13 protein-coding genes are annotated in these 23,833 nt (G+C 67.2%); 6 read left to right on the top strand and 7 right to left on the bottom strand.

Annotated elements, in window-relative coordinates:
* Positions 1-6: 6 nt before the first annotated feature.
* The 6 genes from ACZZZF_RS08795 to ACZZZF_RS08770 all read left to right on the top strand — a co-directional run bounded on the left by ACZZZF_RS08795 (position 7) and on the right by ACZZZF_RS08770 (position 12,142).
* Positions 7-1,332 carry a hypothetical protein gene (locus tag ACZZZF_RS08795; protein ID WP_463497983.1) on the top strand — a complete coding sequence of 442 codons (1,326 nt, stop codon included), beginning with the start codon at positions 7-9 and terminating at the stop codon, positions 1,330-1,332.
* A 61-nt stretch (positions 1,333-1,393) separates the two neighbouring features.
* Positions 1,394-2,593 (top strand): O-antigen ligase family protein, encoded by a 1,200-nt coding sequence (locus tag ACZZZF_RS08790; RefSeq protein ID WP_463497981.1) that lies wholly within the window; start codon positions 1,394-1,396, stop codon positions 2,591-2,593.
* A gap of 54 nt (positions 2,594-2,647) precedes the next feature.
* Positions 2,648-3,298, top strand: coding sequence for a hypothetical protein (locus ACZZZF_RS08785; RefSeq protein WP_463497979.1), 651 nt, complete (start codon positions 2,648-2,650; stop codon positions 3,296-3,298).
* 95 nt (positions 3,299-3,393) lie between these two features.
* Entirely contained in the window at positions 3,394-8,745 is a 5,352-nt protein-coding gene (locus ACZZZF_RS08780; RefSeq protein ID WP_463497977.1) for a PKD domain-containing protein, read from the top strand.
* 89 nt (positions 8,746-8,834) lie between these two features.
* Complete coding sequence (locus ACZZZF_RS08775) at positions 8,835-9,458, top strand: CDP-alcohol phosphatidyltransferase family protein (protein ID WP_082298073.1); 624 nt, start codon at positions 8,835-8,837, stop codon at positions 9,456-9,458.
* A 284-nt stretch (positions 9,459-9,742) separates the two neighbouring features.
* Positions 9,743-12,142, top strand: a complete 2,400-nt coding sequence (locus tag ACZZZF_RS08770; RefSeq protein ID WP_463497975.1) for a right-handed parallel beta-helix repeat-containing protein — start codon at positions 9,743-9,745, stop codon at positions 12,140-12,142.
* Positions 12,143-12,199: 57 nt separating this feature from the next.
* Here the strand turns inward: ACZZZF_RS08770 and ACZZZF_RS08765 are convergent, their stop codons facing one another.
* The 7 genes from ACZZZF_RS08765 to ACZZZF_RS08735 all read right to left on the bottom strand — a co-directional run bounded on the left by ACZZZF_RS08765 (position 12,200) and on the right by ACZZZF_RS08735 (position 23,701).
* Positions 12,200-16,912: a PKD domain-containing protein gene (locus ACZZZF_RS08765; protein ID WP_463497974.1), complete on the bottom strand. Its 4,713-nt coding sequence runs from the start codon at positions 16,910-16,912 to the stop codon at positions 12,200-12,202.
* A 64-nt stretch (positions 16,913-16,976) separates the two neighbouring features.
* Complete coding sequence (locus ACZZZF_RS08760) at positions 16,977-17,594, bottom strand: DUF4352 domain-containing protein (RefSeq protein WP_463497972.1); 618 nt, start codon at positions 17,592-17,594, stop codon at positions 16,977-16,979.
* A 178-nt stretch (positions 17,595-17,772) separates the two neighbouring features.
* Positions 17,773-18,918 carry a glycosyltransferase family 4 protein gene (locus tag ACZZZF_RS08755; protein WP_230100965.1) on the bottom strand — a complete coding sequence of 382 codons (1,146 nt, stop codon included), beginning with the start codon at positions 18,916-18,918 and terminating at the stop codon, positions 17,773-17,775.
* A gap of 1 nt (position 18,919) precedes the next feature.
* On the bottom strand, positions 18,920-19,807 hold the full coding sequence (locus ACZZZF_RS08750; RefSeq protein ID WP_200955152.1) for a hypothetical protein: 888 nt from the start codon (positions 19,805-19,807) through the stop codon (positions 18,920-18,922).
* A 2-nt stretch (positions 19,808-19,809) separates the two neighbouring features.
* Positions 19,810-20,925 (bottom strand): Gfo/Idh/MocA family protein, encoded by a 1,116-nt coding sequence (locus ACZZZF_RS08745; protein WP_053098702.1) that lies wholly within the window; start codon positions 20,923-20,925, stop codon positions 19,810-19,812.
* On the bottom strand, positions 20,922-22,070 hold the full coding sequence (locus ACZZZF_RS08740) for a DUF1972 domain-containing protein (RefSeq protein ID WP_463497970.1): 1,149 nt from the start codon (positions 22,068-22,070) through the stop codon (positions 20,922-20,924). Before ACZZZF_RS08740 ends, ACZZZF_RS08745 begins: the two co-directional genes overlap by 4 nt.
* 98 nt (positions 22,071-22,168) lie before the next feature.
* On the bottom strand, positions 22,169-23,701 hold the full coding sequence (locus tag ACZZZF_RS08735; protein WP_463497968.1) for a sugar transferase: 1,533 nt from the start codon (positions 23,699-23,701) through the stop codon (positions 22,169-22,171).
* Between the last annotated feature and the right edge of the window lie 132 nt (positions 23,702-23,833).

Raw genomic sequence — 23,833 nt, 5'->3', positions numbered from 1 at the left:
TTGGCGATGGAAGATGTCCCTTATGGACGTATCCTGCGCGAGGGATGGGTTGTCATCGTCGTACTCGCGGTACTCGGTGCCGGCATGGGGTGGTTCGTCACGAAGCTGTTGCCCGAGACGTACGCGGCCACGTCGACACTGCTGCTCCGCGTCGATTCGACCGAGGCGTCTCTCTTCGAGCGGAATCAGTTCAGCCTCGCCCGCATCAAGTCCTATCCGCCGCTGGTCGACAGCCCCGAGGTGATCGACAAGGTGCGCGCAGAACTCGACCTCGACGAGGACGAGTACACCGACCGTGACATTCGACAGATGCTGTCCGCCGAGAACACGGCCGACACGGTGCTGCTCGTGGTGCGCGCTGATGCTCCCACCGCTGAGCTCGCCACCGACATCGCCAACTCGGCCGCGACGCATCTCTCGGAGCTGATCGGCGAGACCGAGAACGACGAGGACGACGCACGGTACACCGTGGCACTCGATCAGGTGCTCCCGGCGGTCGCTCCCCTTGCGCCGATCTCGCCTCAGGTGACCGCGATCACCGGACTCGGCGGCATCGCGGGCCTCGCGCTCGGCGCCATCATCGCGGTCTATCGCACGACGACGAACCGTCGGCTTCGGACCATCTCCGACGTGCGGCGCTCCTCGGGTCTCCCGGTCATCGGGCAGATCCCGCGGCGCAGTCGACTCCGTCCCGATGACGGCTCCGGCGCGATCGTCGCATACGAGGAGGCGGCCGGGAACCTCGTGGCGCTCGCCGGAGGGCGCATGCGAACGCATGTGCTCGTCCCCGCCTCGGACGGAGCGATCGACGACGATGCGGTCACCGGGATGCTCGAAGCGCAGCGTCTGATCGGCGCGACCGCCTGTGTCATCGATACCCGCGAGGCCCACGTTGCCGGTCATGGGCACACCCTGAACGAGGTGCTCGACGGGGCGACGATCTCGGACGATGAGGACAAGAGAGCGGTCTTCGTCGCCGCGGAGCCCATCATGCTCGAGAGGCTCGTCTCCGAGCTCCCCGAGCTGGTCAGCTCCATGCACGACAGCTTCGACGTGGTGATCGTCGTGTGCGAACCCGGCGCATCCGCGCTCATCGAACAGCTCATGGGCCCGGGCGCCGGTCTCATCATCACGGTGAGGCACAACTCGACGTCGGCGACCGACCTCGTCGCCGTGGCGACACGGTTGCGGGTCATGGGCGTCCGCCCTCTGGGCGTCGTCATGCTGCACACGGGGTCTCGGTCGCTGGGCTCGATCGCCGAGTCGTGGCGAGTCTCCGATCGCGACACCGTCGCCGCGGGCGCCGGAGGCTCGCATGCTCGCTCCGACTGATCTTCAGCGCCCGCCTCGGCAGCAGTCCGCGCACCATCCCAGCGCGGCGAGAGTGGCGGTGGTGGGGGCTCTCTATGTGCTGATCATCGTGAGCGTGATCCCCTGGCGCAGCGCGACGATCTACTCCGGCGGCGCGGATGGGGTGGTTGTCGCCAAGGCGTTCATCGCGCTTCTCGCGCTCGCCGCGACGGTCGCGCTGGCGGCGAGGACGCGCGAGCGGGTCGCCGTCGGTATCGCACCCGCGGGAGTGATCGCCGTCGCGCTGCTCGTCAGTGTTCTCGGGTCGATTCTCGCGGGCAACGACTCTGCGACGATCGTCCTCGTCGGCAGGATGTTCCTGGTGATGGCGACGATCCTCTTCCTCCTCACGACGGTGCCGTGGGTGACGAGTATCGTGTGCCTGCTCGCGGCGATGGCCTCAGTGGCCGTCGTCGCGGCGGTGACCGGACTGCCGAGCCTGGCGGCGAGCGGTCGTCTCGGTGGGGGTATCCCCGAGATCCACCCGAACGAACTCGCCGGCCTTGTGGCGGCGCCGATCGTCGGTCTCGTCATCCTCATGCTGCGCAACGGCGTGCGGGTCTGGCGGCTGCTCGCCGCCGTCCTCCTGGTCGGCATCGCCGTGGCGAGCGGATCACGCACCGGCCTGCTCGCGATCGTGGTCGGAATCAGCGTCGCAGTGGTGGTCAACGGCATCCGGGACCGCAGCGTCGTCTACCTTCTTCTCGGCGCTCTTCCACTCGGCTACGCGATCGGGTCGTTCACCGACGTCTTCGGCAGCCTCGCCACCCGAGCAGGGTCGAACGACACCTCCACCGCTCTCGACTCGCGTTTCGACGTGTGGAGGGTCGTGATCGGATGGGACTGGAGCGAATGGCAGAAGTGGATCGGCATCGGCCTCTCCGCCAAGAAGATCCCGGTCGACATCAAATGGCGTGACGAGCAGGTGCTCGACAGCAGTTGGGCCTCGCTGCTCGCCCAGACGGGGCTCATCGGCACCGCGCTGATCGGAGCGCTGATCGTGTGGTGCGTGGCGAGCGCGCTGATCTCATCTCGGCGCCGATGGCTCATCACGCCTTTGCTGACGCTGGTCATCATCCGCTCCGTCACGGAGAGCGGTCTCATCGACAGTGCGACTGCCTTCATCCTGTTCTTCGTCGTGGCCTCATTGCTCACCCATCGTTCCAGGCACGCCGATGACCCTGTCGGACCCGAATACGATCGGGTGGACGGGCGCCGGTCGCGACAGGCGAGTCTCACCTAGAATGTCGGAATATCCGTGTCGTCGACGCGGAGACCCGGCGCGGAGGAGAGACCAGTGACTGAGTCGGTCGGAGGTCCGCAGCGGCGGATGGGGTGGCGTGGATGGACGATCGTCGGCGTGGTCGCCGTGCTCCTCATCGGCGGGATCGTGTGGGGCGTGATCGCGAACAGCAACTCAGGTCAGGGGGAGCCCGGTGCGTCGACCACACCGGGGGTCACCACCACACCGGGACCGACGCCGACACCACAGCCCACCGAATTCGAGACTCCGACGCCCGGTGCCACCGACGACGTCGCGAAGCCCGGCGACGGTGAAGAGGTGCCTCTCGACGAACCCGCCCCCGCGGTCGACGGCGTGGTCGCGGAAGTCACGGCAATCGAGTCGATCACCGCAGGCAACGACATCCCGGGCGAGCCCAGCGGGCCGGCGATCCAGGTGACTGTCCGCCTCACGAACGATTCGGATGGGCCCGTCGACACGGCGGGGGCGAACGTCACGCTGACCTATGGCGGGGACGACCGGCTTCCCGCGGCGGGCTTGACCGGCGAGGGCACCACAGTGTGGCCGGATTCCATCCCGGCAGGCGCCAGCGCGGATGCGATATACCAGTTTGCAGTTCCCTCTTCTCCTGACGGGGACGTGCGTGTTACTGTCGATATATTGGCCGCTGCGCCAAACGTCGTCTTCGTCGGTCCTCGACCTTAGGTCGTCACCGTCGGACGACGGATTACTGGGGAATCATCGTTCGGTGCCAATGTAGGGGTTGAGCGCGAACGGTCCATCATCTGGGGAGATGAACGATGGGCACTACAGCTCTGTCTTGGGGACGCCGCGCACGGGGAGCATCGATCGCGATCGCGATGACGCTCGCCATAGCCTTCGGATCGCTGGTGGCGATCTCGCCGGCTCAGGCGGACGTCAGTCCACCCGAGGGGGAAGCGCCGACGGTGACCGCCGACTCGCTTCCGACGGTTCAGATCAACGGCATCGTCTGGGATCAGGCAGTCGTGGGCAACGTCGTCTACGCGGCCGGAAAGTTCACCAGCGCACGCCCGGCGGGCGCGGCCGCGGGGACGAACGAGACGCCCCGATCGAACCTGCTGGCCTACGACATCCGCACGGGCGCGCTGATCACGTCGTTCGCCCCCTCGATCAACGGCCAGGTGCGCCAGGTCGAGGCCTCGCCCGACGGAACGCGGCTCTACATCGTCGGCGACTTCACCACGGTGAACACCCAGACGCGCAACCGCGTCGCCGCGTTCGATCTGCCCAGCGGCAACCTGGCCGCGTTCAACCCGAACTCCAACGGCGTCACCTCCGGCGTGGCCGCGACCAACGACACCGTGTACATCACCGGCACGTTCGGCCGAGTCTCGGGCAACGACCGCTCCGGCGCCGCAGCCTTCACCCGCAGCGGCACTCTGCTCCCCTGGGCGCCCGTGCTCGAGTCACGTCAGGGCCGCGTCGTCACCGTCTCTCCCGCGGGTGACAAGGTCGTGCTCGGCGGAAACTTCCTGACCCTCAACGGCAGCTCCAATCCCGGTTACGGACTGGCCATGGTGTCGGCATCCGACGCCTCGCTGCTGCCCTTCTCCGCGAACAACGTGATCCGCAACGCCGGTCTCGACGCGGCGATTCTCTCGCTCAAGTCCGACGGCGACGACATCTACGGCACCGGCTACGTCTTCGGCAACGGCGGCAACCTCGAGGGCTCGTTCCGTGCGTCGTGGTCGAGTGGCAACCTGGTCTGGGTCAACGACTGCCACGGCGACCAGTACGACGTCGAGCCCATGGGCGACAGCGTGTACGCGGCTGGCCACTCGCACTACTGCGGCAGCCTCGTCGACGGATTCCCGCAGAGCGACCCCTGGTCGTTCTACCGCGGCCTGGCCGTCACAAAGGACGTCGAGCGCACCACGCCCTATGGCCTGAACCTCGGCTACTACGACTTCGGCGGAAACCCCGCACCCAAGCTGCAGCACTGGTTCCCCGCCTTCAACGCGGGCAACGTCAGTGGCGCATCGCAGGGTCCGTGGTCGGTCTCCTCCAACAGCGAGTACCTCGTGTACGGCGGCGAGTTCACCCGGGTGAACAACACCGGGCAGCAGGGCCTCGCCCGCTTCGCCGTGACCAGCAAGGCTCCGAACGCACAGGGCCCTATCCTCTGGAACACCGCGTGGCCGGCATCCTCGATCGCGCTCACCGGCGGATCGATCCGCGTGAGCTGGCCACTCAACTACGACCGTGACAGCGAGTTCCTGAAGTACGAGGTCCTGCGCGACAACGTGGTCGTCAAGACCTACGAGAAGATCCGGTCGAAGTCCGCCGACTGGGGCCTGCCCCCGATGGCGTTCGTCGACACCACCGTCACGAACGGCACGAGCTACACATACCGGGTGCGCGCCACGGACAACGAAGGTCATTCGATCCTCGGCGGGACGACGACCGTGACGGCGTCCGGCTCGGCGGCTCCGAGTGCGTACCGTACCGCGGTGCTCGAGGACGCGCCCCTGAGCTACTGGCCGCTCGACGACTCGTCCGCGACCCTCTCGTACGACTGGGCCGGTGCATCGGACCTCGCGGTACGCAGCGGCGTCACCCGCGGAACCTCGGGCGCCATGCTCTCGGATTCCCGTGACGCCTCCGACTTCGACGGCTCGGCCAACGGCTTCGCGTCGACCACCTCGGCCATCGCCGGCCCTGACACCTTCGGTGTCGAGGCCTGGTTCAAGACGACCTCCACCGACGGCGGCAAGATCGTCGGCTTCGGCAGCAGCTCGACCGGCACATCCGGCAGCTATGACCGCCACGTCTACATGGAGGCCAGCGGACGCGTCACCTTCGGCGTCTACCCCGGCTCATCTCAGACGATCAGTTCGTCGTCCGCATTCAACGACGGTCAGTGGCACTACATGTCCGCCGGTCTCAGCGACGCCGGCATGGTGCTCTACATCGACGGCGTCCGGGTCGCCCAGCGCACCGATGTCACCTCTGCCCAGCCGTACAACGGGTACTGGCGTGTCGGTGGAGACACCTCCTGGTCTGGAGCCGCGTTCTTCGACGGTCAGATCGACGAGGTCGCCATCTACGGGGCTCCGCTGACGCGCGAGCAGGCAGCCGCCCATTACACCGCATCCGGACGCGAGCTCGAGGGCTCGACCGCACCGAGCGACGCATACGGCGCAGCCGTCTACGCCGCCGACCCCGCGCTGTACTGGCGTCTCGGCGAGTCGACCGGCAGTGTCGCGGCAGACGCCTCCGGTTACAACCAGAAGGGCAACTACTTCGGCGCTGTCACCAAGGGCGCGAACGGAGCTCTCGAGGGAGTCAGCAACTCGGCGGCCACGTTCGAGGGCGGCCAGGTCATCAGCCAGAACGCCTTCACGAACCCGCGGTCGTACTCGCTCGAGGCGTGGTTCAAGACGGACACCACGACCGGTGGCAAGATCATCGGATTCGGAAACAGCGCTGACGGCAACTCCTCCGGGTACGACCGACACGTCTACATGACACCCGACGGCAAGCTGATCTACGGCGTGTGGGTCGGTTTCGCCGAGACGCTGCAGACCAGCGCGTCGTACAACGACGGTCAGTGGCATCAGGTGGTCGCGACGCAGGGCGCGACCGGCATGCGTCTCTACGTCGACGGCGTGCTGCAGGGGTCGAACGGCCAGACGAACGCGCAGGACTACACCGGATACTGGCACGTGGGTGGCGACGTCACCTGGGGCCCCGGAGACTGGGAGTTCGACGGAGCCATCGACGAGGTAGCGGTCTATCTGACGCCCATCTCCGAGACCGCCGTCTCTCAGCACTACGCGCTGGGAACGACCGGCGCGCCGGCGAACATCGCGCCGAGCGCCAGCTTCACCACCGCGGTCACGAAGCTCGGCCTCGCGGTCGACGCCTCGGCCTCGACTGACGCCGACGGCACGATCCAGGCCTACAGCTGGAACTGGGGCGACGGATCGCCCGCGGGCTCCGGTGCTACGGCGACGCACACCTACGCCGTCGCCGGGTCCTACACGGTGACCCTCACGGTCACCGACGACAAGGGCGCGACCGACACCGAGACGGCGATCGTCGAGGCGGTGGCCAACCAGGCGCCCGTATCGTCGTTCACCTCGGCGGCGGCCGACCTCAAGGTCGACGTCGACGCGAGCGCTTCTCAGGACACCGACGGCACGATCGCCGGATACTCCTGGAACTGGGGTGACTCGACGGCAGCGGGCTCGGGGGCCACGGCGACGCACACATACGCTGCAGCCGGCACTTACACGATCACCCTGACCGTCACCGACGACGAGGGTGCCACCTCGCAGAAGACCGCCTCGATCACCGTGTCGGCGCCGGTCGGTGCGGTGACATACGCCTCGGATTCGTTCAATCGCACGGCCGCCAGCGGCCTCGGGACCGCAAACACGGGTGGGGCCTGGACGCTGTCGAACACGGCATCCAACTACCTGGTCAGCGGTGCATACGCGGCGTTCCAGCAGCCTGCCGGAGGAGCGCAGCGGTACGCCTACCTCACCGGCGTCTCCTCGACAGACACCGCGGTGGACGTCGATGTGGTCCTGCCGCAGCTTCCGACCGGAGGCAGCGCGTACTACACAGTGGCGGCACGCCGCGTCGGCACCGAGGACTACAGGTCCCGTGTGATCGTGTCTCCGACCGGCGGGGTGCAGCTGCAGCTGCAGCAGACCACCACCGTGCTGACCACGGTTCCGACCGGGCTGACCGTCGCCGCGGGCGAGGCGCTGCATGTGCGCACCGAGGCGACCGGCACGTCTCCGACCACGGTCCGGGCGAAGGTCTGGAAGGTCGGAACGACGGAGCCGACCGCGTGGACGTCGACCACGACGAGCTCCGCGGCGGGACTGCAGTCGGCCGGCCACGTCGGACTCGGCGTGTACCTCGGCGGATCCGTCACCAACGTGCCCTTCCAGACACGGTTCGACAACTTCTGGGCAGGCTCGACCACGGGCGGTCCCACTCCTCCCGCCAACCAGGCGCCCACGGCCGCGTTCACCAGCTCGGTGAGCGGCCTCGCAGCGACGGTCGACGGGTCGACCTCGGCGGACGCCGACGGAACCATCGCGTCGTACGCATGGGAGTTCGGAGACGGGTCCACGGGTTCGGGAGCGACGCCGACGGCGCACACGTACGCCGCGGCGGGCACGTATCAGGTGAAGCTGACTGTGACGGACGACAAGGGTGCGACGGGCACGGTGACCAAGCCGGTGACCGTGACGGCTCCGGCCCCGGGGAACCAGAACCCGGTCGCTTCGTTCACGGCCACACCGACGGATCTCACCGTCGCAGTGGATGCCTCGGCATCGACGGACCCTGACGGCTCGATCGCCTCGTATGCGTGGAACTTCGGTGACAGCACCACCGGCACGGGCGCGACGACTTCGCACCCGTATGCCGCAGCGGGCACATACACGGTGACGCTCACGGTGACCGACAACGCCGGCGCCGTGAACACGGTCACCCAGTCGGTGACCGTGGTCGCTCCCGCGGGCGCTGCCTTCGCCGCCGACGACTTCGGTCGGGCGAACGGTGCTCTGGGAACGGCGCAGACCGGCGGCGTCTGGTCGCAGACCAGCGGAGCGGCGAACGTGTCGATCGACAACGGCGCCGCGAAGTTCACGACGCAGGCGGCGGGGCAGACCCGCACCGCATCGCTGAACGCGGCGACCTCGACCAGCACGGACCTGACCTTCACGGTCACGGCCCCCGCACTGCCGACGGGCGCGCGGGTCTACGTCGCGGCTCTCGCCCGGGTCGTCGGTGCGGACGACTACCGTGCACGCTGGCTGATCGGGGCCGACGGCTCGGTGACGGCGCAGCTCGCTCGCGGCGGCACGGCGCTCGTCTCGCAGAACCTCACCGGGTTCACATTCGCAGCGGGAACGATATATAACGTGCGAGTGCAGGCATTCGGCACAGGTACGACGACGCTGCGGAGTAAGCTCTGGGCGGCGGGAACGACAGAACCGGCTGCCTGGCAGCTGTCCACGACCGATTCCACCGCAGCCCTGCAGACCGCCGGCTACATCGGGATCTCGACATACGCGGGGTCCGGATTCAGCAGCGTTCCGTACACCGTGGCATTCGATGACTTCCGAGCACGAGGAGTGACCCCCTGAGTTTCGCAGACGCCTACCGGAGCCTTTCAGCAGCGCAGAAGGGGAGGGCCCGCGGGGCCCCCGCCTACTCGGTGTTCGTCAATCGTCCGGTGGGTCGAGTGATCGCGGCGGGCGCATACACCGCCGGCCTCACGCCCAATAAGGTCTCGCTCATCAGCGCCGCGTTCACCTTCACGGGGATCGTCCTGCTGGCGACAGTGCCCCCGTCCATCGTTCTCGGCATCGTCGTCTGGCTGCTTCTCGCGATCGGCTATGCGTGGGACAGCGCCGACGGCCAGGTGGCGCGACTGCGTGGGGGCGGATCGCTCGCCGGAGAATGGCTCGATCACGTTCTCGATTCGACCAAGCTCGTCTCCCTCCCGCTCGCCGTCGTGATCGGGTGGTACCGCTTCTTCCCGCTGCCCTCCGATCTCTGGCTTCTGGTTCCGCTCGGGTTCGCCGTGATCTCGACGGTCACCTTCTTCGGGATGATCCTGAACGACCTCCTGCGCGGCAAGCGCGGGGTGCCGCAGGCAGCGCAGGCCGGGGGATTCTCGCTCGTCCGTTCTCTGATGGGTCTACCCACCGACTACGGCGTGCTGTGCTTCGCGTTCGTGCTCTGGGGTTGGGCGCCCGCGTTCATGCTGGTATACAGCCTGCTGGGACTCGCCGCGCTGCTGTACCTGGCCGCGGCCTTGGCCATATGGTTCCGAAAGATGTCGGCGCTCGGCTGAGTCGAAAGGATCTCCGATCGCTGTCGTTTACTCAATCGATATCAGCGAACCCAGCGTGACTACCCAGGGAATTCAGGCTATGGTCTAGGATAATCCGCCACCCGAAGGCGGATGTCGTAGCTGCCACCCCGACCCTGCAGTGACGAGAAGCACATCGGAGCCTCCCCCTCATGCGCAAAAAAACCCTCCCCCTCATCGCATCCCTATCCGCACTTCTACTCCCCTTGGTCGTCGTCTCACCCGCTGCGGCGGCGACGACAGACGTGGTCGTGGTTCAGGACTCCATGACCCGTACCGTCACCAAGGGCCTCGGCACATCGGCCCAGGGCACGACCTACGACGCGGCACCCGTGACCTCAGCCTCGGTCGCCAACGGCGCGGCCAAGCTGACCGCCGCCGCCCCGGGCGCCACGGTCACCGCTCGGCCTGTCGGCCTGTCGGTCAGAGACTCGACCCAGTCCACGGTCTTCACCCTTCCGAAGCTTCCGACTGCAGGCTCCGGCGTGTACCTGAGCCTGCAGTCGCGCCTCACCGCCGACGGCTTCTATCAGACCCAGGTGCGCGTCGACCCGAAGGGCGTGATCCTTCTCGAGACGCTCCGAGTCAACGCGGGCGTGCAGACCTCGCTCGGCCACACCTCGGTTCCGGACCTGCGGGTCAAGGCCGGAGTCCCCTTCGTGCTCGAGACCCGTCTCGCGGGGACGGTCGCCGTCACCATCGACGCGCGTGTGCACGCCGTGGGCGTGAAGCCGTCCACCTGGAAGCTCAGCGTCACCGACCGTGCGACGAAGCGACTCACGGTCGCCGGCCGCACCGGAGTGCGACTCTATGTCTCGCGGAGCACTCCCGCACTCGCGGTCCTGTTCGACGATCTTCGGGTGACGACGAAGCAGGAGGTGAAGCCGACAACGCCCCCGGCGACGCCGACCGCTCCGACGGCCCCGACGACGCCGACCACTCCGACGACGCCGACCGCTCCGGCGGCCCCCGCAGGTGGAGCCCCGGTCTGGAACGTGGCCGGCACTCGCACCGCGGCCGGTTCTGCGGTGGTGGGGTCGACGAACTACGCCGTTCCATCGGGTGCGCTCTTCGTGAGTCCCAGCGGCACGGCCGCCGGAACAGGGTCGTCCGCAGCGCCTTTCGCCACCGTGCAGACTGCGGTCGACCGTGCAGCATCCGGGGCCACTCTCGTGCTTCGGGCAGGCACGTATCACGAGTCGGTCGTGATCCCCGCGGGCAAGAAGCTCACGGTGCAGTCTTACCCCGGCGAGGCCGTCTGGTTCGACGGGGCGTCGACGCTGAAGAACTGGCAGGGCTCGAGTGGACGCTGGTTCAGCGCCGACTGGAAGTACGACTTCGACTCCACCCCATCGTTCACGAAGGGTGAGGCCGACGGCACCGAGGCCGGGTGGAGATGGCTGAACGACGCGCATCCCATGGCCGCGCATCCCGAGCAGGTCTGGATCGATGGCGTCGCACAGGCGGAGGTCGCCTCGCTCGCGAATCTCAAGGCGGGCACATTCTTCACGGACGTCGCGAACGACCGCCTCTACCTCGGCACCGATCCGACCGGACGCAACGTCAAGACCTCGACGCTGACGAAGGCGCTATCGCTCCGAGGCGAGGGAGCCTTGGTGCGGGGGATCGGCATCCGCAACTATGCGACGTCCGTGTGGATGATGGGCGCCGTCACGGTCGAGGCGCCGCGGGCGACTCTCGAGAACGTCGTGATCTACGACAACGCCTCGACAGGACTCTTCGTCGGGTCGTCGAACGCCACGGTCCGCGATGTCACGCTCGCACGCAACGGCCTCATGGGCCTCGGCGCGAATTACGCCGATGCGCTCGTCATCGATGATCTGCTCGCTATCGAGAACAACGCCGAGCATTTCAACACATCGCCGGTGTCCGGCGGAGTGAAGATCGCGAAGTCGCGCGGCGTGACGGTGACCGATTCCGCGTTGCTGCGCAACGACGGGCCGGGTGTCTGGCTCGACCAGTCCGTGTACGACGTCCGCATCGCCGGATCCGACATCATCGAGAACAAGGGAGCCGGGGCATTCCTCGAGCTCTCGCAGAAGATCGATTTCGTCAACAACCTCGTGCTGCGAAACGTCGGCAACGGGGTCAAGATCAACAACACCGGTGGTGTGAACCTCTGGAACAACACGATCATCGGCGGCGACCGCGCCGTCAACGTCGTGCAGGACAGCAGAAGCGCCACTGACGCGTCGGTGCCGGGACACAACGCTCGGCGCCCGTTCCCGGACCCGACGATGCCGTGGCTCATCCGCGACATCTCGATGGGCAACAACGTCATCGGTGAGAGCGCGGGCAACTGCACGGTGTGCGTCGAGGACTACACCCACCGGTACACACCCGCGCAGCTGAACATCCGCTCGGACGGCAATGTGGTCCAGCGCAACGGTGCCGCCGCACCCACCTGGTTCGTCGTCTGGTCGCGCGGCGCGGAGAACGTGAACCCCTACGTCTTCTCGACGTGGGCGACGTACCGCGGCACGACCGGGCAGGACGCGAACTCGACCGCGATCGAAGGTCGTGCGGCCACCGATCGCTCCGGAAGGCTGCTGGCCGGGGTGACCGCGTCGGCCCGGACGATCCCAGCAGTGGTGGCGACGATCCTCGGTTCTGCGACGCCGACCATCGGGGCCCGCTTCCCCTGATCGCGGAACACATGCAAGAGGCCGGGGTGCGTGAGCACCCCGGCCTCTTTGCTTCCCCTACTGAGCCGGGCCGGACCAGAAGTCGTCGTAGGTGTACACGACCGGCACTGCCGTCGCGCTCCCCGACAGGTAGCTGTTCACTCCGACGTAGCCGGCGGTCTGCAGGGACGCCGTCGCATCCGTGGCAGTGAGTGCCCACGCGGTGGGTTCGGTGGCCGACGTGCGCCACACCTTCGCCTTCAACGTGGTCGGGTTCGTTCCGGTGACCTGCAGTCTGACGCTCAGCTGATCTGCGGTGGTGACCGAGAGACCGGGGATCGTCGTAGACGACAGGACCGTCTCGACCCCGCCGATCGTCTTCGTCAGCCACAGCGACACGACGCCCGTGGAGGCTACACGGAACTTCGCGCGGTAGTCGTTGCCACTGTCGATCTGACGGCCCAGAGCCGAGAAGTAGAAGCCGCCGCCGGTCGACGGCTGGTTGAACGCCACGGTGAACCGCTCCTCGGTGTTCGTCGACGGCGTGGAGCCGGCGAGCGATGCCGAGTAGTTGTTGCCAGCGGACAGCGTGACCGTGCCGCCCGTGCCGTTGACTGCGAACTTGCTGAGGGCCGTCGCGCTGCTCGGGAACATGGTCCATGGGCCGCCCGTCGTCGTCGCGGTGCCCCAGCCGTTGGTCGCCGTGCGCGTGAAGGCGTCCTGCGCCCATACCTGCGGAGCCGCCACCGTGACCGCGTTCGTTGTGGTGGCAGTGGCGCCTCGGTCATCCGTCACCGTCAAAGTCACGGTGTACGTGCCCCCGGCAGCGTAGGCGTGCGTGGCTGTCGAACCCGAGCCCGAGGTGCCGTCTCCGAAGTCCCAGGCGTAGGAGGCGACGGTACCGTCGGCATCCGCGGAGCCGGAGGCGTTCACGGAGGCGGTGAGGTTCGCGACCGACGTGGTGAAGGCCGCGGTCGGTGCCTGGTTCTGCGCGACGGTGACGTCGTGCGTGACCGTCGAGGTGCCCCCTCTGTTGTCGGTCGTCGTGAGCGTCACCGTGTAGGTGCCGGCATTCGCGTAGGTGTGCTCCGCGGTGGCTCCGGTCGCGGTCGCACCGTCTCCGAACTGCCAGGCGTACGACTCGATGGTGCCGTCCGGGTCCGCCGCCGTGGACGCGTCGGTCGAGACCCGGAGCATGTCGGTCGCCGTCGTGAAGGCGGCCGTCGGATCCTGGTTCGGCGCCAGCGTCGTCGTCACCGTGCGAGTCGCGGTCGCCGTGGCGCCGCTGTCGTCGGTGACGGTGAGCGTTGCGGTGAATGTGCCCGCCGTCGTGTAGCTGTGCGACGCGGTCGCCCCGGTGCCTGTCCCGCCGTCACCGAAGTCCCAGGCGTACGAGGCGATCGTGCCATCAGGATCCGTCGATGCCGACCCGTCGAAGGCGACGTCGAGGTGATCCGCGTTCGTGGTGACGACTGCCGTCGGGACCTGGTTCGGAGCGACCGTCACGGCGCGCGTGAGGGTGTTGACCAACGATGTGCTGTCCGTCACCTTGAGCGTGATCGTGTACGTTCCGCCAGCGGCGTAGGTGTGCGACGCCGTCGGCCCGTCCGCCAGGGTGCCGTCACCGAAGTTCCAGGCGTAGACGAGCGGGCCCCCGTCAGCGTCGGTGGAGGTGCTGGCATCGACCGCGATGTTCAGCTTGTTCGCCGCAGATGTGAACGCTGCCACCGGGGCACGTCCTGGCACTGTCCGGCCGCTTGCGGCGAAGTGATCGCGCACCCGCTGCTCAGAGAGAGCGGTGGGGTACACGGCGACCTCGTCGAGTGTGCCGGCGATGTAGTTGCTGAGTGTGCTTCCCCAGGTGCGGTCCGCGCCGATGCGCCAGTAGCCGCGGTAGTTCTCAGCCCCTGCCATCGAGTTGCTGCCCACCAGCTGCGTGTCCAACCACAGTTTCATGCCGCCGGTGCCCTGAGTGGCCACCACATGGTGCCACTGCCCGTCGTTGTAAGCCGTGGGGGTCACGAGCGTCGTCTGCGGCTGCCCGCTTCCGAACTGGATCTTGCCGTCACTCTGCATCACCACGTGACGGTCGTACGACGAGCTCAGTCCGCTGGTCGTGTTCCCGAACCCGATCAGGGTCCCACCCCTGGTCGACGTCGTCTTGAACCACAGCTCGGCGCTGTAGGTGCTCGGCGCCGTCCAAGCCTCCTGAGCGACGACGAGCGCGCTCGTCCCGTTGAACGTGGTCGCCGTGCCGGCCCCGATCGCGGATGCCTGCCCCCGGGTCACGGTGCCGGAGAGGTTTCCGGTCGTGCCGCCGGTCGCCGAATCGACGATGCTTCCCGCAACGGTCTCGTTGAGACGCCAGAACAGGTCAGGCTTGTCCGTGGATACGGCGGCGCCGTAGACATCCGTCGGAGTCGAGGTCCAGGCTGCGGAACGCCCGCTCGCGAGGTAGTGCGACTGGATGTCCGACGGGCTCAGGGCCGCCGGATACACGGCGACGTCGTCGATCGTTCCCGCGAGTCCCGCGTTGGTGGGCTTGTTGGTGAAGCCGTTGGTCTGGTCGGCGCCGATGCGCCAATACCCGTCGTAGATCCTCGGCGAGGTTCTGGCCTGGTCGCGGTCGACGCGCTTGCCGTCGACGAAGAGCTGCATCCCCTCACTGCCGACGGTACCCACGATGTGGTGCCAGTTGCCGTCGTTCACGGCGGTCCGGCTGTAGATCGTGCGGTAGGAGCCGTCGTTGATCGCGAAGTTCGCTCGCCCCGAGGTGTCGAGGTAGAGCACGCGATCGGTGGTGCCCGAGGTCGAGGTGCCGGTGGCCGAGTCGCCGAAGCCGACGATTCGTCCGCCCCTGGTGTTCGTGGTCTTCACCCAGGCTTCGACGGTGACTGCGGCGGGCGCGGCGTTGACGTCCTGCGTCGTCATCTTCGGTGAGCTGCCGCCCGCGGAGGTGATGGCCGCGTTCGTGTCGTTCGTCATCGCGCCGCTCGAGCCGAGCGTGAGGCCTGTCGCAGTGCCCGCTGCGTTTCCGATGTCGTCCTTGAGGCGGGTTCCCGTGGTCTCATCGAGGCGCCAGTAATGCTCGGCTCCGCTCGCTCGCACTGCCGCGCGGTATGCAGCGGTCGGCGTGCTCGACACGGTGACGTAGGGCGACCACGCGCTCCACTGGACGTTGCCGTCTGCGTCCTTGGCCCTGACCTGGTAGCGCACCTGCGCTCCGGGCGCCTGCCCGGTGTCGGTGATGCTGAGGTCCGGGAGGTTCCAGAAGCGGCCGTCGCTGCGCGTGAAGGTCGCGATCTTCACCGACGGGCTGCGGAAGACGTCGTACGTGATCGTGGCGTTGTCACGATCCCAGACACTGGTGAACGGCACGCGCACGACGCCGGACTCGTTCGAGTACGGAGCCGGTGTGAGGCCCGCGTTGTACACCGGGCCGACCGCGTGCGGCGAGACGCTCGTCTTGCCGAAGCGGACGAGCCCCTGCTGAGCGACGTTGTTCACCTTCGGGAACTCGCCGCCGAGCACCACGTAGTTCGCGTTGCCGGTCACTGACCAGGCCGCCTGGCGAGAGCTGGTGTAGGTGCCGAACTCGAGGTCGGGGTACCAGTTCAGCTGCTCGGTGTACGGGAGTCCGGTGAAGTCCCAGCCGTAGGCGTCCTTCTTGGTGATGACGCCCGTGGGTGTCGTGCTCTCGGCGATGGCCTTGGTCCAGCGTGAACGCGGGTTCGTGTCGCCGAACGCTCCGACCACACTGCAGTCGTGTTTGTGCGAGACGGAGTACAGCACCCCGTCCCTGGGGAACGAGCCGTAGGTGTCGCCGAGGCAGTCGTTGACCCAGTTGATCGAGCCCGTGTACGGGTCCGCAGCGAATGTTCCCTCGAACGACGCTCCAGCGCCGAAGGCATAGCCCGTCCCGTAGACCTGGGTGCCGTCAGTGCTGAGGCTCGAGATCGCGCCATTGAGGCCGGCCGTCTTGATCTTGTCGGTGGCGGCCCACGGAAGGGCGGTGCCCGACGCGGCGTCGATCGATGCCATGCCGTAGGCGGACGCGCCGTTGAGCGTCGTGAAGGAGCCTCCGATGATGACGCGGGACGCGTCGGGACTCATCAGCATGTCCCAGACGAATCCGTCGCCGGCGGCAGACGGAGCCCACGGGAGGATCGCCTTGGTCGTGCTGCTCCAGGCGGCCAGCTCGCTGCGCGGTTGCCCCCCGCTGGAGCGGAAGTTGCCGCCGACGTAGACCGTGTCACCGGCGAACGCGAAACCGCGTACCTGTCCGTCAGCGCGCGGTGCCCAATCGAGCATCGCACCCGTTGCGACGTCGAACGAGGCCACATGCGCGCGAGCCTGTCCGTCGACAGCGGTGAAGTCGCCGCCGAAGTAGACCGTCTTGCCGTCGGCGGTGACCCGCACGACGAGGCCCTGGCCGTCGAAGGCGTGGTTGAAGTTCGGTACCGGGTTGCCGGTGGTGATGTCGAAGGCGAACACGTTGTTCGCGTCGATCTCGCCGGGGCCGCCGACGGCGACCCCCGGCGGACGCGCCTTGGTGAAGCTGCCCGTGACGTACACGGTGTTCCCGGCGACCGCCTGGCTCCATACGACGCCGTTGATCTGCCACGTCGGCAGGACGTCGGCGGTGACGGTGTCGGGCTGGCCGGGGGTCTCAGCGGATGCCGACTCGGTCGGCAGCGCGATGAAAGCGATCATGGCGAGCGCCGTGGCCGCGGTGGCGATCGCGGCGATCACGCGACGGAGACGATCTGCTCCGCGGGCGGTGCGTGTCATGGAAGTTCCTCGTTCTGAGATGCGGTCGAGTCGAGTGGTGGCGCGCGGGCTCAGTGATGACATGTCAGTCGAGCCCTCCGCGGAAGATTGCGGATGTATGGTCGCCGTCGAAGTCGACGACCAGCGTGACCTCGTCGCGCGCATCGGCGGGAATGGCGAAGGCGTACGCGGCGGTGGCGCTCTCTCCGGCTGCCAGGACACCGGCGAGGTCGACGGTCTCAGCCTCTGCGGCGTATACGCGCACGGCGGTCGCGCCGTTAGCGTCGAGCAATGTCAGCACGGAGGTGCCGAGGTCGATCGCCTGCGAGGAGCCGTTGTCGATCGTGATCGTCAGGCGGGCGTACTCGCGGTCCGGGAAGCTCCCGGGGCCCTGCGCCGTCTCTGCTGCGAACGTGACATCGTCGATCGCGACGCTCACGCCGTCGTCATAGGACACCGCATCCGAGGTGCGGGCGGGATCCGCCTTCACGCTCGGTTCGCCCGACTGGCCCGCCCTCTCGATCTTCGCGACCGGTTCGTCCGGAGACGGCCCGTCGGACTCGCTCGGTGCTACGGCACCCGCGGTCGGATCCGAAGTGGACGTCGCCGACGGATTCGCCGACGGCCCCCCGCCGCTCGGTGCCTCGCTGCTGCCGGTGCAAGCGACCAGGCTCACGCAGAGCGCGAGGGTCGCGATGGACATGCTTGTACGCGCAATCATCATGATTGTCGATCCCCAGATTCCCCAATCAGGGTTGCCGACATCGATCCGTTCAGAACGGATCGGTCAGCTTGTGTCATCCCCAAATGACACTATCCCCAGTGGCGAGATCATATCATGTCCACCGGATGGGGGACAAGAGACCTGTGGATAGCGTTCGCTAGACCTTCAGCGCAAGCGCGGCCAGGATGCCGTCCGAATAGCGCGCAGTCGAGAACGCCTCAGCAACGGCGACGGAATCCGCCAGTGCGAGCCGAGCCTGCGCGGGCCAGTCGTCGATCTTCGCGGCGATGGTCGCAGCCAGTTCGGCGGCGTCGCCGGGGGTGACGAGCGTGGCGCTCTGCGAGGCGCTGACAGCCTCGGGCAGACCCCCGACCCTGCTCACGACTGCGGGGCGCGCGGACAGCGCGGCCTCGACAGCGGTGTTCCCGAACGTCTCGTCGACCAAAGAGGTGACGAGCGAGAGATCTGTGCGGGCCAGGTCGTCCCACACGGAGGCCTTGAAGCCGAGGAAGGATACGCGCTCGCCGAGTCCGCGCTGCTCGATGCGAGCGTGCAGCTCCTCGAGGTAGGACTCGTTGCCCGGGAAGACGGCTCCGACGATGTCGAGGCGGGCGTCCCGGCGACCGCGCACGAGGATGTCGAGCGCATCGACCGCGACATGCACACCCTTGCGGTGAGAGAGACGACCGACGTACAGAAGGCGGGTCGGCGCGACGAGGGACGAACGCGGTGGCACGACCTCTGGCGGCCCCGGAACGGCATTGTGCACCACCACAGTGCGCGAGCGCACCCGAGGCGCGGCCTCGGCGAGGACACGCCTTGTGAAATCGCTGTTCGCGATCACCCGATGGCTGAACACGAGTGGAAGATAGAGCGCGCGTCGCAGGATGCCCGACACGGAGCCTTCACCCTCATGGACATGGCACACGGTCAGCCGGCGGCTCCACCGGGCCAGGGCGATCCACAGCGGGGGAGTGATCGTGTTCACGATCACGGCGCCGGGGTCGACGCGCCGGATCAGTCGGAGGCCCGGTCCGATCGACCTCAGAGCGGTGACGAACAGGCTGATCAGCCCGCGCGGACTCAACAGGCCCTTGCGCACGATGGGAGTCGAGCATTCGACCACCTCGGCACCCGCCTGCGTGAGCAGCGGCACGAGAGGTCCCGAAGCCGGCACGGTGACGACGACTCGTCGCCCCGCACCTACGAGAGCCCGCACGGTCTCGAGCACCATCCGATCGGAGCCGTAGAGGTCGGCACCGGGGTTCGCGATCAGGACGACGTTGGGATCACCGGTGGGCATGTCAGCGCTGCGGCCAGTATTCGTCGACCAGACTCACTGTCGACGCGATGTTCGCCCTGCTCGATGCGCCGAAGACGATCGACTCGAGATTCGGTAGCGAGGTCACCCATTCGATGGCCTCCCGCGGCGGGATGGCACCGCTGGCATACACCGACATCGCGACCGCGCGGAACGGGCGCTTGTCCATCGCCTCGCGGTACGCGTCGACGCCCCCGGACATACGGAAGCCGAGCTTGTTGATGTTCGAGCACACGATCGGGTTCTCGACGCCGGCCTTGTCGAGGTCGTCGAGCAGGCGAGGCAGGTTCATCGTGATGAACCCGGGTTCCGCGTTGTAGCGCTTGCGCACGTGATCGGCGAAGATGCGGAACGCGTCGGTGAAGCCCAGTCCCGAGAGCAGATCGACGACCACGTTCTGAAGCCAGATGACGGGGGTGTCGAGGCCCTCGAACATCTTCATCTCGGCGTCGATGAGCAGCGTCGTCACGCCCTCGATGTCTTTGCGGGCGAGCGAGGAGGTGCCGCGAGCGATGCTGTCGAGGAGTCCCTCCTCCGGGAGGAACTTGCGGATTGCGCCGAGGAAGCCGTCTTCCGTCACCGCATTGGCGTACTTGTGCGCATACGGCATACACGGGAAGAAGGTCATGTCCGAGTAACGATCGGGGTGCGCGCGGACGTGGTCCGTCACCTCGGCGATCCGGTCGTGAGTGGTGCACATGAAGGTGTGGACACCCTCGTCGTACGCGGCGTCGAGGACGCTCATGATGGCGTCTGTGTCCTGGAAGCGCATCTGCTGCGCCCGTGCCTTCTCTTCCGACATGTGATTGACGCCGAAGAACTGGTTGTCACCGAACAGCAGCCGGTCCATCGTTCGAGTGGTTGTCGTCATGGTCATTTCCCTCCGCGCAGCGCGGTCAATGCCGCCGCGATGCGCCCCTTCGGTGCGGTGTTCACTGCGAGATCGGATGCTGCGTCAGAGGTGAGGCGCGAGTCCTCGCGCACCGCGTCCTCGCTGATCATGGAGATCACCCTGTCGGTGACCGCGGCCGACGCGAAGTCGTTCGTGCCGGCGGACGCACCGGCCTGCGCACGCTGCACGAACGAGTCGAGCTGGGCGCTGTATTCCTCGCCGCGCAGATAGAACCACGGTGCCTCGGTGAGCTCGGTGGTGTATCGGACGTTCCAACCGACACGGTATCCCTCGGGGATCGTCGCCGTGTCTCGCAGGTAGACGTGGATCTCCTGGCGGTCTGCGTAGATGCGACCGTTGGTGCCCCACAGCGTGATCTTGGTGGTCATCTTGCGCTGCGACTCGTCAGACCAGTTGGAGATGATCTGCGCCGTGCCGTCGGGGTAGTGCAGAGTGCTCGCGACAGCGTCGTCGATCTGGGCGGAGAAGATGCTCGTCAGCTGACTGCCGCTCACCGACTCCGGTGTGCCCAGGTACCAGGTGAGGAGGTTGAGCGGATGCGCCGCGTAGTCGTAGAGGCACCCTCCACCGGTCGCTCGCTCGCTTCGCCAGGTGCGCCCGGCGGGCTTGAGCACGACGGGGCCGTACGCCTCGGCGAGCGCGGTGTTCACGGTGCCGATCGCGTCGAGGTCGAGGAGTCGCTTGACTTCGCGGAAGGCGCCGACGAACCGATTGTGGTAACCGACCTGTGTGACCAGACCCTTCTGCTCGGCGAGTGCGGTGAGCTCGATGCTGTCAGCGGGGTCGATGACGAGAGGCTTCTCGCAGAACACGTGGATGCCGCGTTCGAGCGCCCGCCGGATCATGCCGGCGTGCAGGTGCGTCGGCGTCGCGATGATGATTGCCTGCGGACGAGCCTCGTCGAGCATCTTGTCGAGGTCCTTGTATGTCGTGACCCCCGTGTACTTCGCGAGGATGTCGAGAAGGTACCCCGTCGCATCGCACACTCCGACGAGATTCACGTCTGGGTGGGCCTTGATCATCGACAGGTGGGACAGTCCCATCTTCCCCAGTCCGACTACCGCGACATCGATCATGCGTTTACCCCTGTCTGCTGATGCGTGTGGCCTCGTCGCGCGAGTGCCGTCCGTAGCGCCTTCTCGTACTCGGCGCCGATCTTGTTCCAGGTGAATTCCGCGTGGAACCTGGCGCGGCTGGCGGCGCCCATGCGCTGCCGTCTGCTGTCATCGGAGAGCACGTCGTCGAGCAGGCCGGCGAGATCGTCGGCTCCGGTGAAGTAGGCGTTGTCGGGTCCTGCGACCCAGGCGTTGTAAGAGTTGTCGTGAGCGATCACGGGGTTGCCTGCGGCCATGGCCTCGACGAGCGAGGGGTTGGTCCCACCGACAGTGTGACCGTGCAGATAGAGAGCGGAGTGGAAGCGGAGCGACCGCATCCGCTCCGGCTCGAAGATGGCACCGGGGAAGAGCACCTCATCGGATGCCGCCGCCCGCACAGCCACGTGGTAAGGGTCGTCCTCGCCGTAGGGGCCGACGACCACCAACGGCATTCCCCGTGAGGTGGCCGACCACGCCTGCACGATCTCGAGAACGGAGTTCTCGGGGATCGGTCGGCAGACGACGGTCGCATACCTGCCGGGCACGAGGCCGAGTTCCTCGACGGGTGCGGTCGGAGCATCGACGACCTCGTGGGCGCCATAGGTGATGGTCTGAACGCGCCGCGTGCCGAAGTGGCGCCGCAGATACGTCGCGATCACGGGGTGGTCGGCGATCAGCACATCGCCGACCCAGCCGGCGAGACGCTCGTTCGCCAGCAGGATTCCCTGCTTGACGATGCCCCAGCGCTTGCGTGTCCACTCCATGCCGTCCATGTTGATGACGTTGGGGATCCGCCGAAGCCGCGGGATGACGTCGAAGACACCGGTGTTGTAGCCGAAGGTCAGCCAGACGTCGCCGTCGATGTGCTCGCGCATCGCGTGGCGGATCGTGGTCAGGTCGAATGCCGACGTGCCCTTCCAGCCTTCACGGGGCTCGTGCACGAGCACGCGCTGGAGACCGTTCCAGTCGTCGACCGTGGTCCGACCCTCGCCCGGGAGCTGGCAGTAGACGATGACGTTCCACCCCTGATCGCGAAGATACAGACCGACGTTCTCGGCCGCCGTCTCGAAGCCGCCATAGGCGGCAGGAACGCCGTGGGTGCCAAGTATCCGAACGGTTGATGGCACGGTGATTTCCCCCTCATGTCGGGTGCTCCCGCACCCATTTCACTGCATCACGGCCCTGCATCCGCCTCCCCGGCAGACCGAACCACAGTGTTCTGTACCTAGTATGCCCCGCTGGGCTGGACCATGACCTTGGCGGTGCGCCACATGATCTGCAGGTCGTTCATGACCGACCAGTTCTCGACGTAGCGCAGGTCGAGGCGAACGCTCTCGTCCCACGAGAGATCGCTGCGCCCGGAGACCTGCCACAGGCCCGTGATGCCCGGCTTGATGTAGAGCCGACGGAACACGGTGCCGTCGTAGGCGGTGACCTCGGTGGGCAGCGGCGGGCGCGGACCCACGACGCTCATGTCGCCGATGAGGACGTTCCAGAACTGCGGCAGCTCGTCGAGAGACAGCTTGCGCAGGATCCTGCCCACCCGCGTGACGCGGGGGTCGTCCTTCATCTTGAACAGCAGGCCCGCTCCCTGGTTCTGCTCCTTGAGCGTCGCGAGCTGCTGCTCGGCGTCGGTCTTCATCGAGCGGAACTTCATGATCTTGAAGGTGCGACCGTCGCGACCGACGCGCTCCTGCGAGAAGAACAGCGGTCCGGGCGAGTCCAGCTTGACGAGGAGCGCGAGGATCGGCGTGATGAGTGCGATCGGGATGAGAGCGACGGACGCGACGGCGATGTCGAGTGCGCGCTTCAGCACGTGCTGACCGCCCTCGTACGAGGGGATCTGCACCTGGATCAGCGGAAGACCTTCGACAGGAGCGAAGGAGATGCGCGGGCCCGCGACATCGGTGAGGCGGCTCGAGAGCACGAGCTCTGCGGCGGTGCCCTCGAGCTGCCAGCTGAGGTGCTTCACGAAGTCGGGCTCGCCGTCTGGGCGGCTTGCGACGATGATCGTGTCGGCGCCCAGTTCGGCAGCCACGGTGGAGACGGAGTTGACGTTGCCGAGCACGGGGAACTGCTCGCCGCGTGCTTCGACATCTCGCGCGTTGCCGTCGAGCAGCGTCGCGCCCACCACCTGGTACCCGGAGGCGCCGATCGGGTGCAGGGTGCGGATGACGTACTCGACGTCGTCGCGGTTGCCGACGACGAGCGTGCGCGAGGCGAAACGACCTCGCGCACGCTGCGCCGTCAGCCAGTGCCGCCACGCCCAGCGCGTGACGAGCAGCGTGAGGACACCGAGCGGCAGGCCGATCAGCAGCACGAGCTGCATCGTCTGCCAGCCGAGCACGACGCTGAGCATGGCGATGATCCCGAACGCCAATCCACTCGCGTGTGCCACACCGCGGTACTCGGTGGCGCTGGCGCGGAACAGCGCTGCGTCACGGGTGTGCAGCGCGCCGAGCATCAGATACCAGAGCGTGGCCAGCAGAATGCCGTTGCGCAGGGCCTCTTCCCCTGCGACACCGGTCATCATCTGGACCGCTGCTGTGATTCCGACCGCGAACAGGATGACCCCAGCATCCGTGATCCGCAGTCGCATCCGATAACGCCGCTCCCACTGGCGACGTCGCTCCAGCGTTGCGGACACGCGCGGTGTGACCACCGTGCGCGTGACCGACTTCGCGGCTCGCGGAGCAGAGACCGGCGTGAAGACCGAACCCGCGCGAGTGATGCTCAGAGCATCCTCGACGGAAGTCATGCCGAGGCCCCTTGAGCCGTGAATGTACGCAGAATTCCCCAGTGCGCCATAGTTATCCCCAGATATTCCCCAGACCACGGACCCCACGTCCATGGCATCGTCTGCGTTCCCGACCCCTCGGGTCCTGCTGCA

It is taken from the genome of Microbacterium sp. AC215 (assembly GCF_979258645.1).
This window is presented reverse-complemented; position numbering and strand designations above follow the sequence as displayed.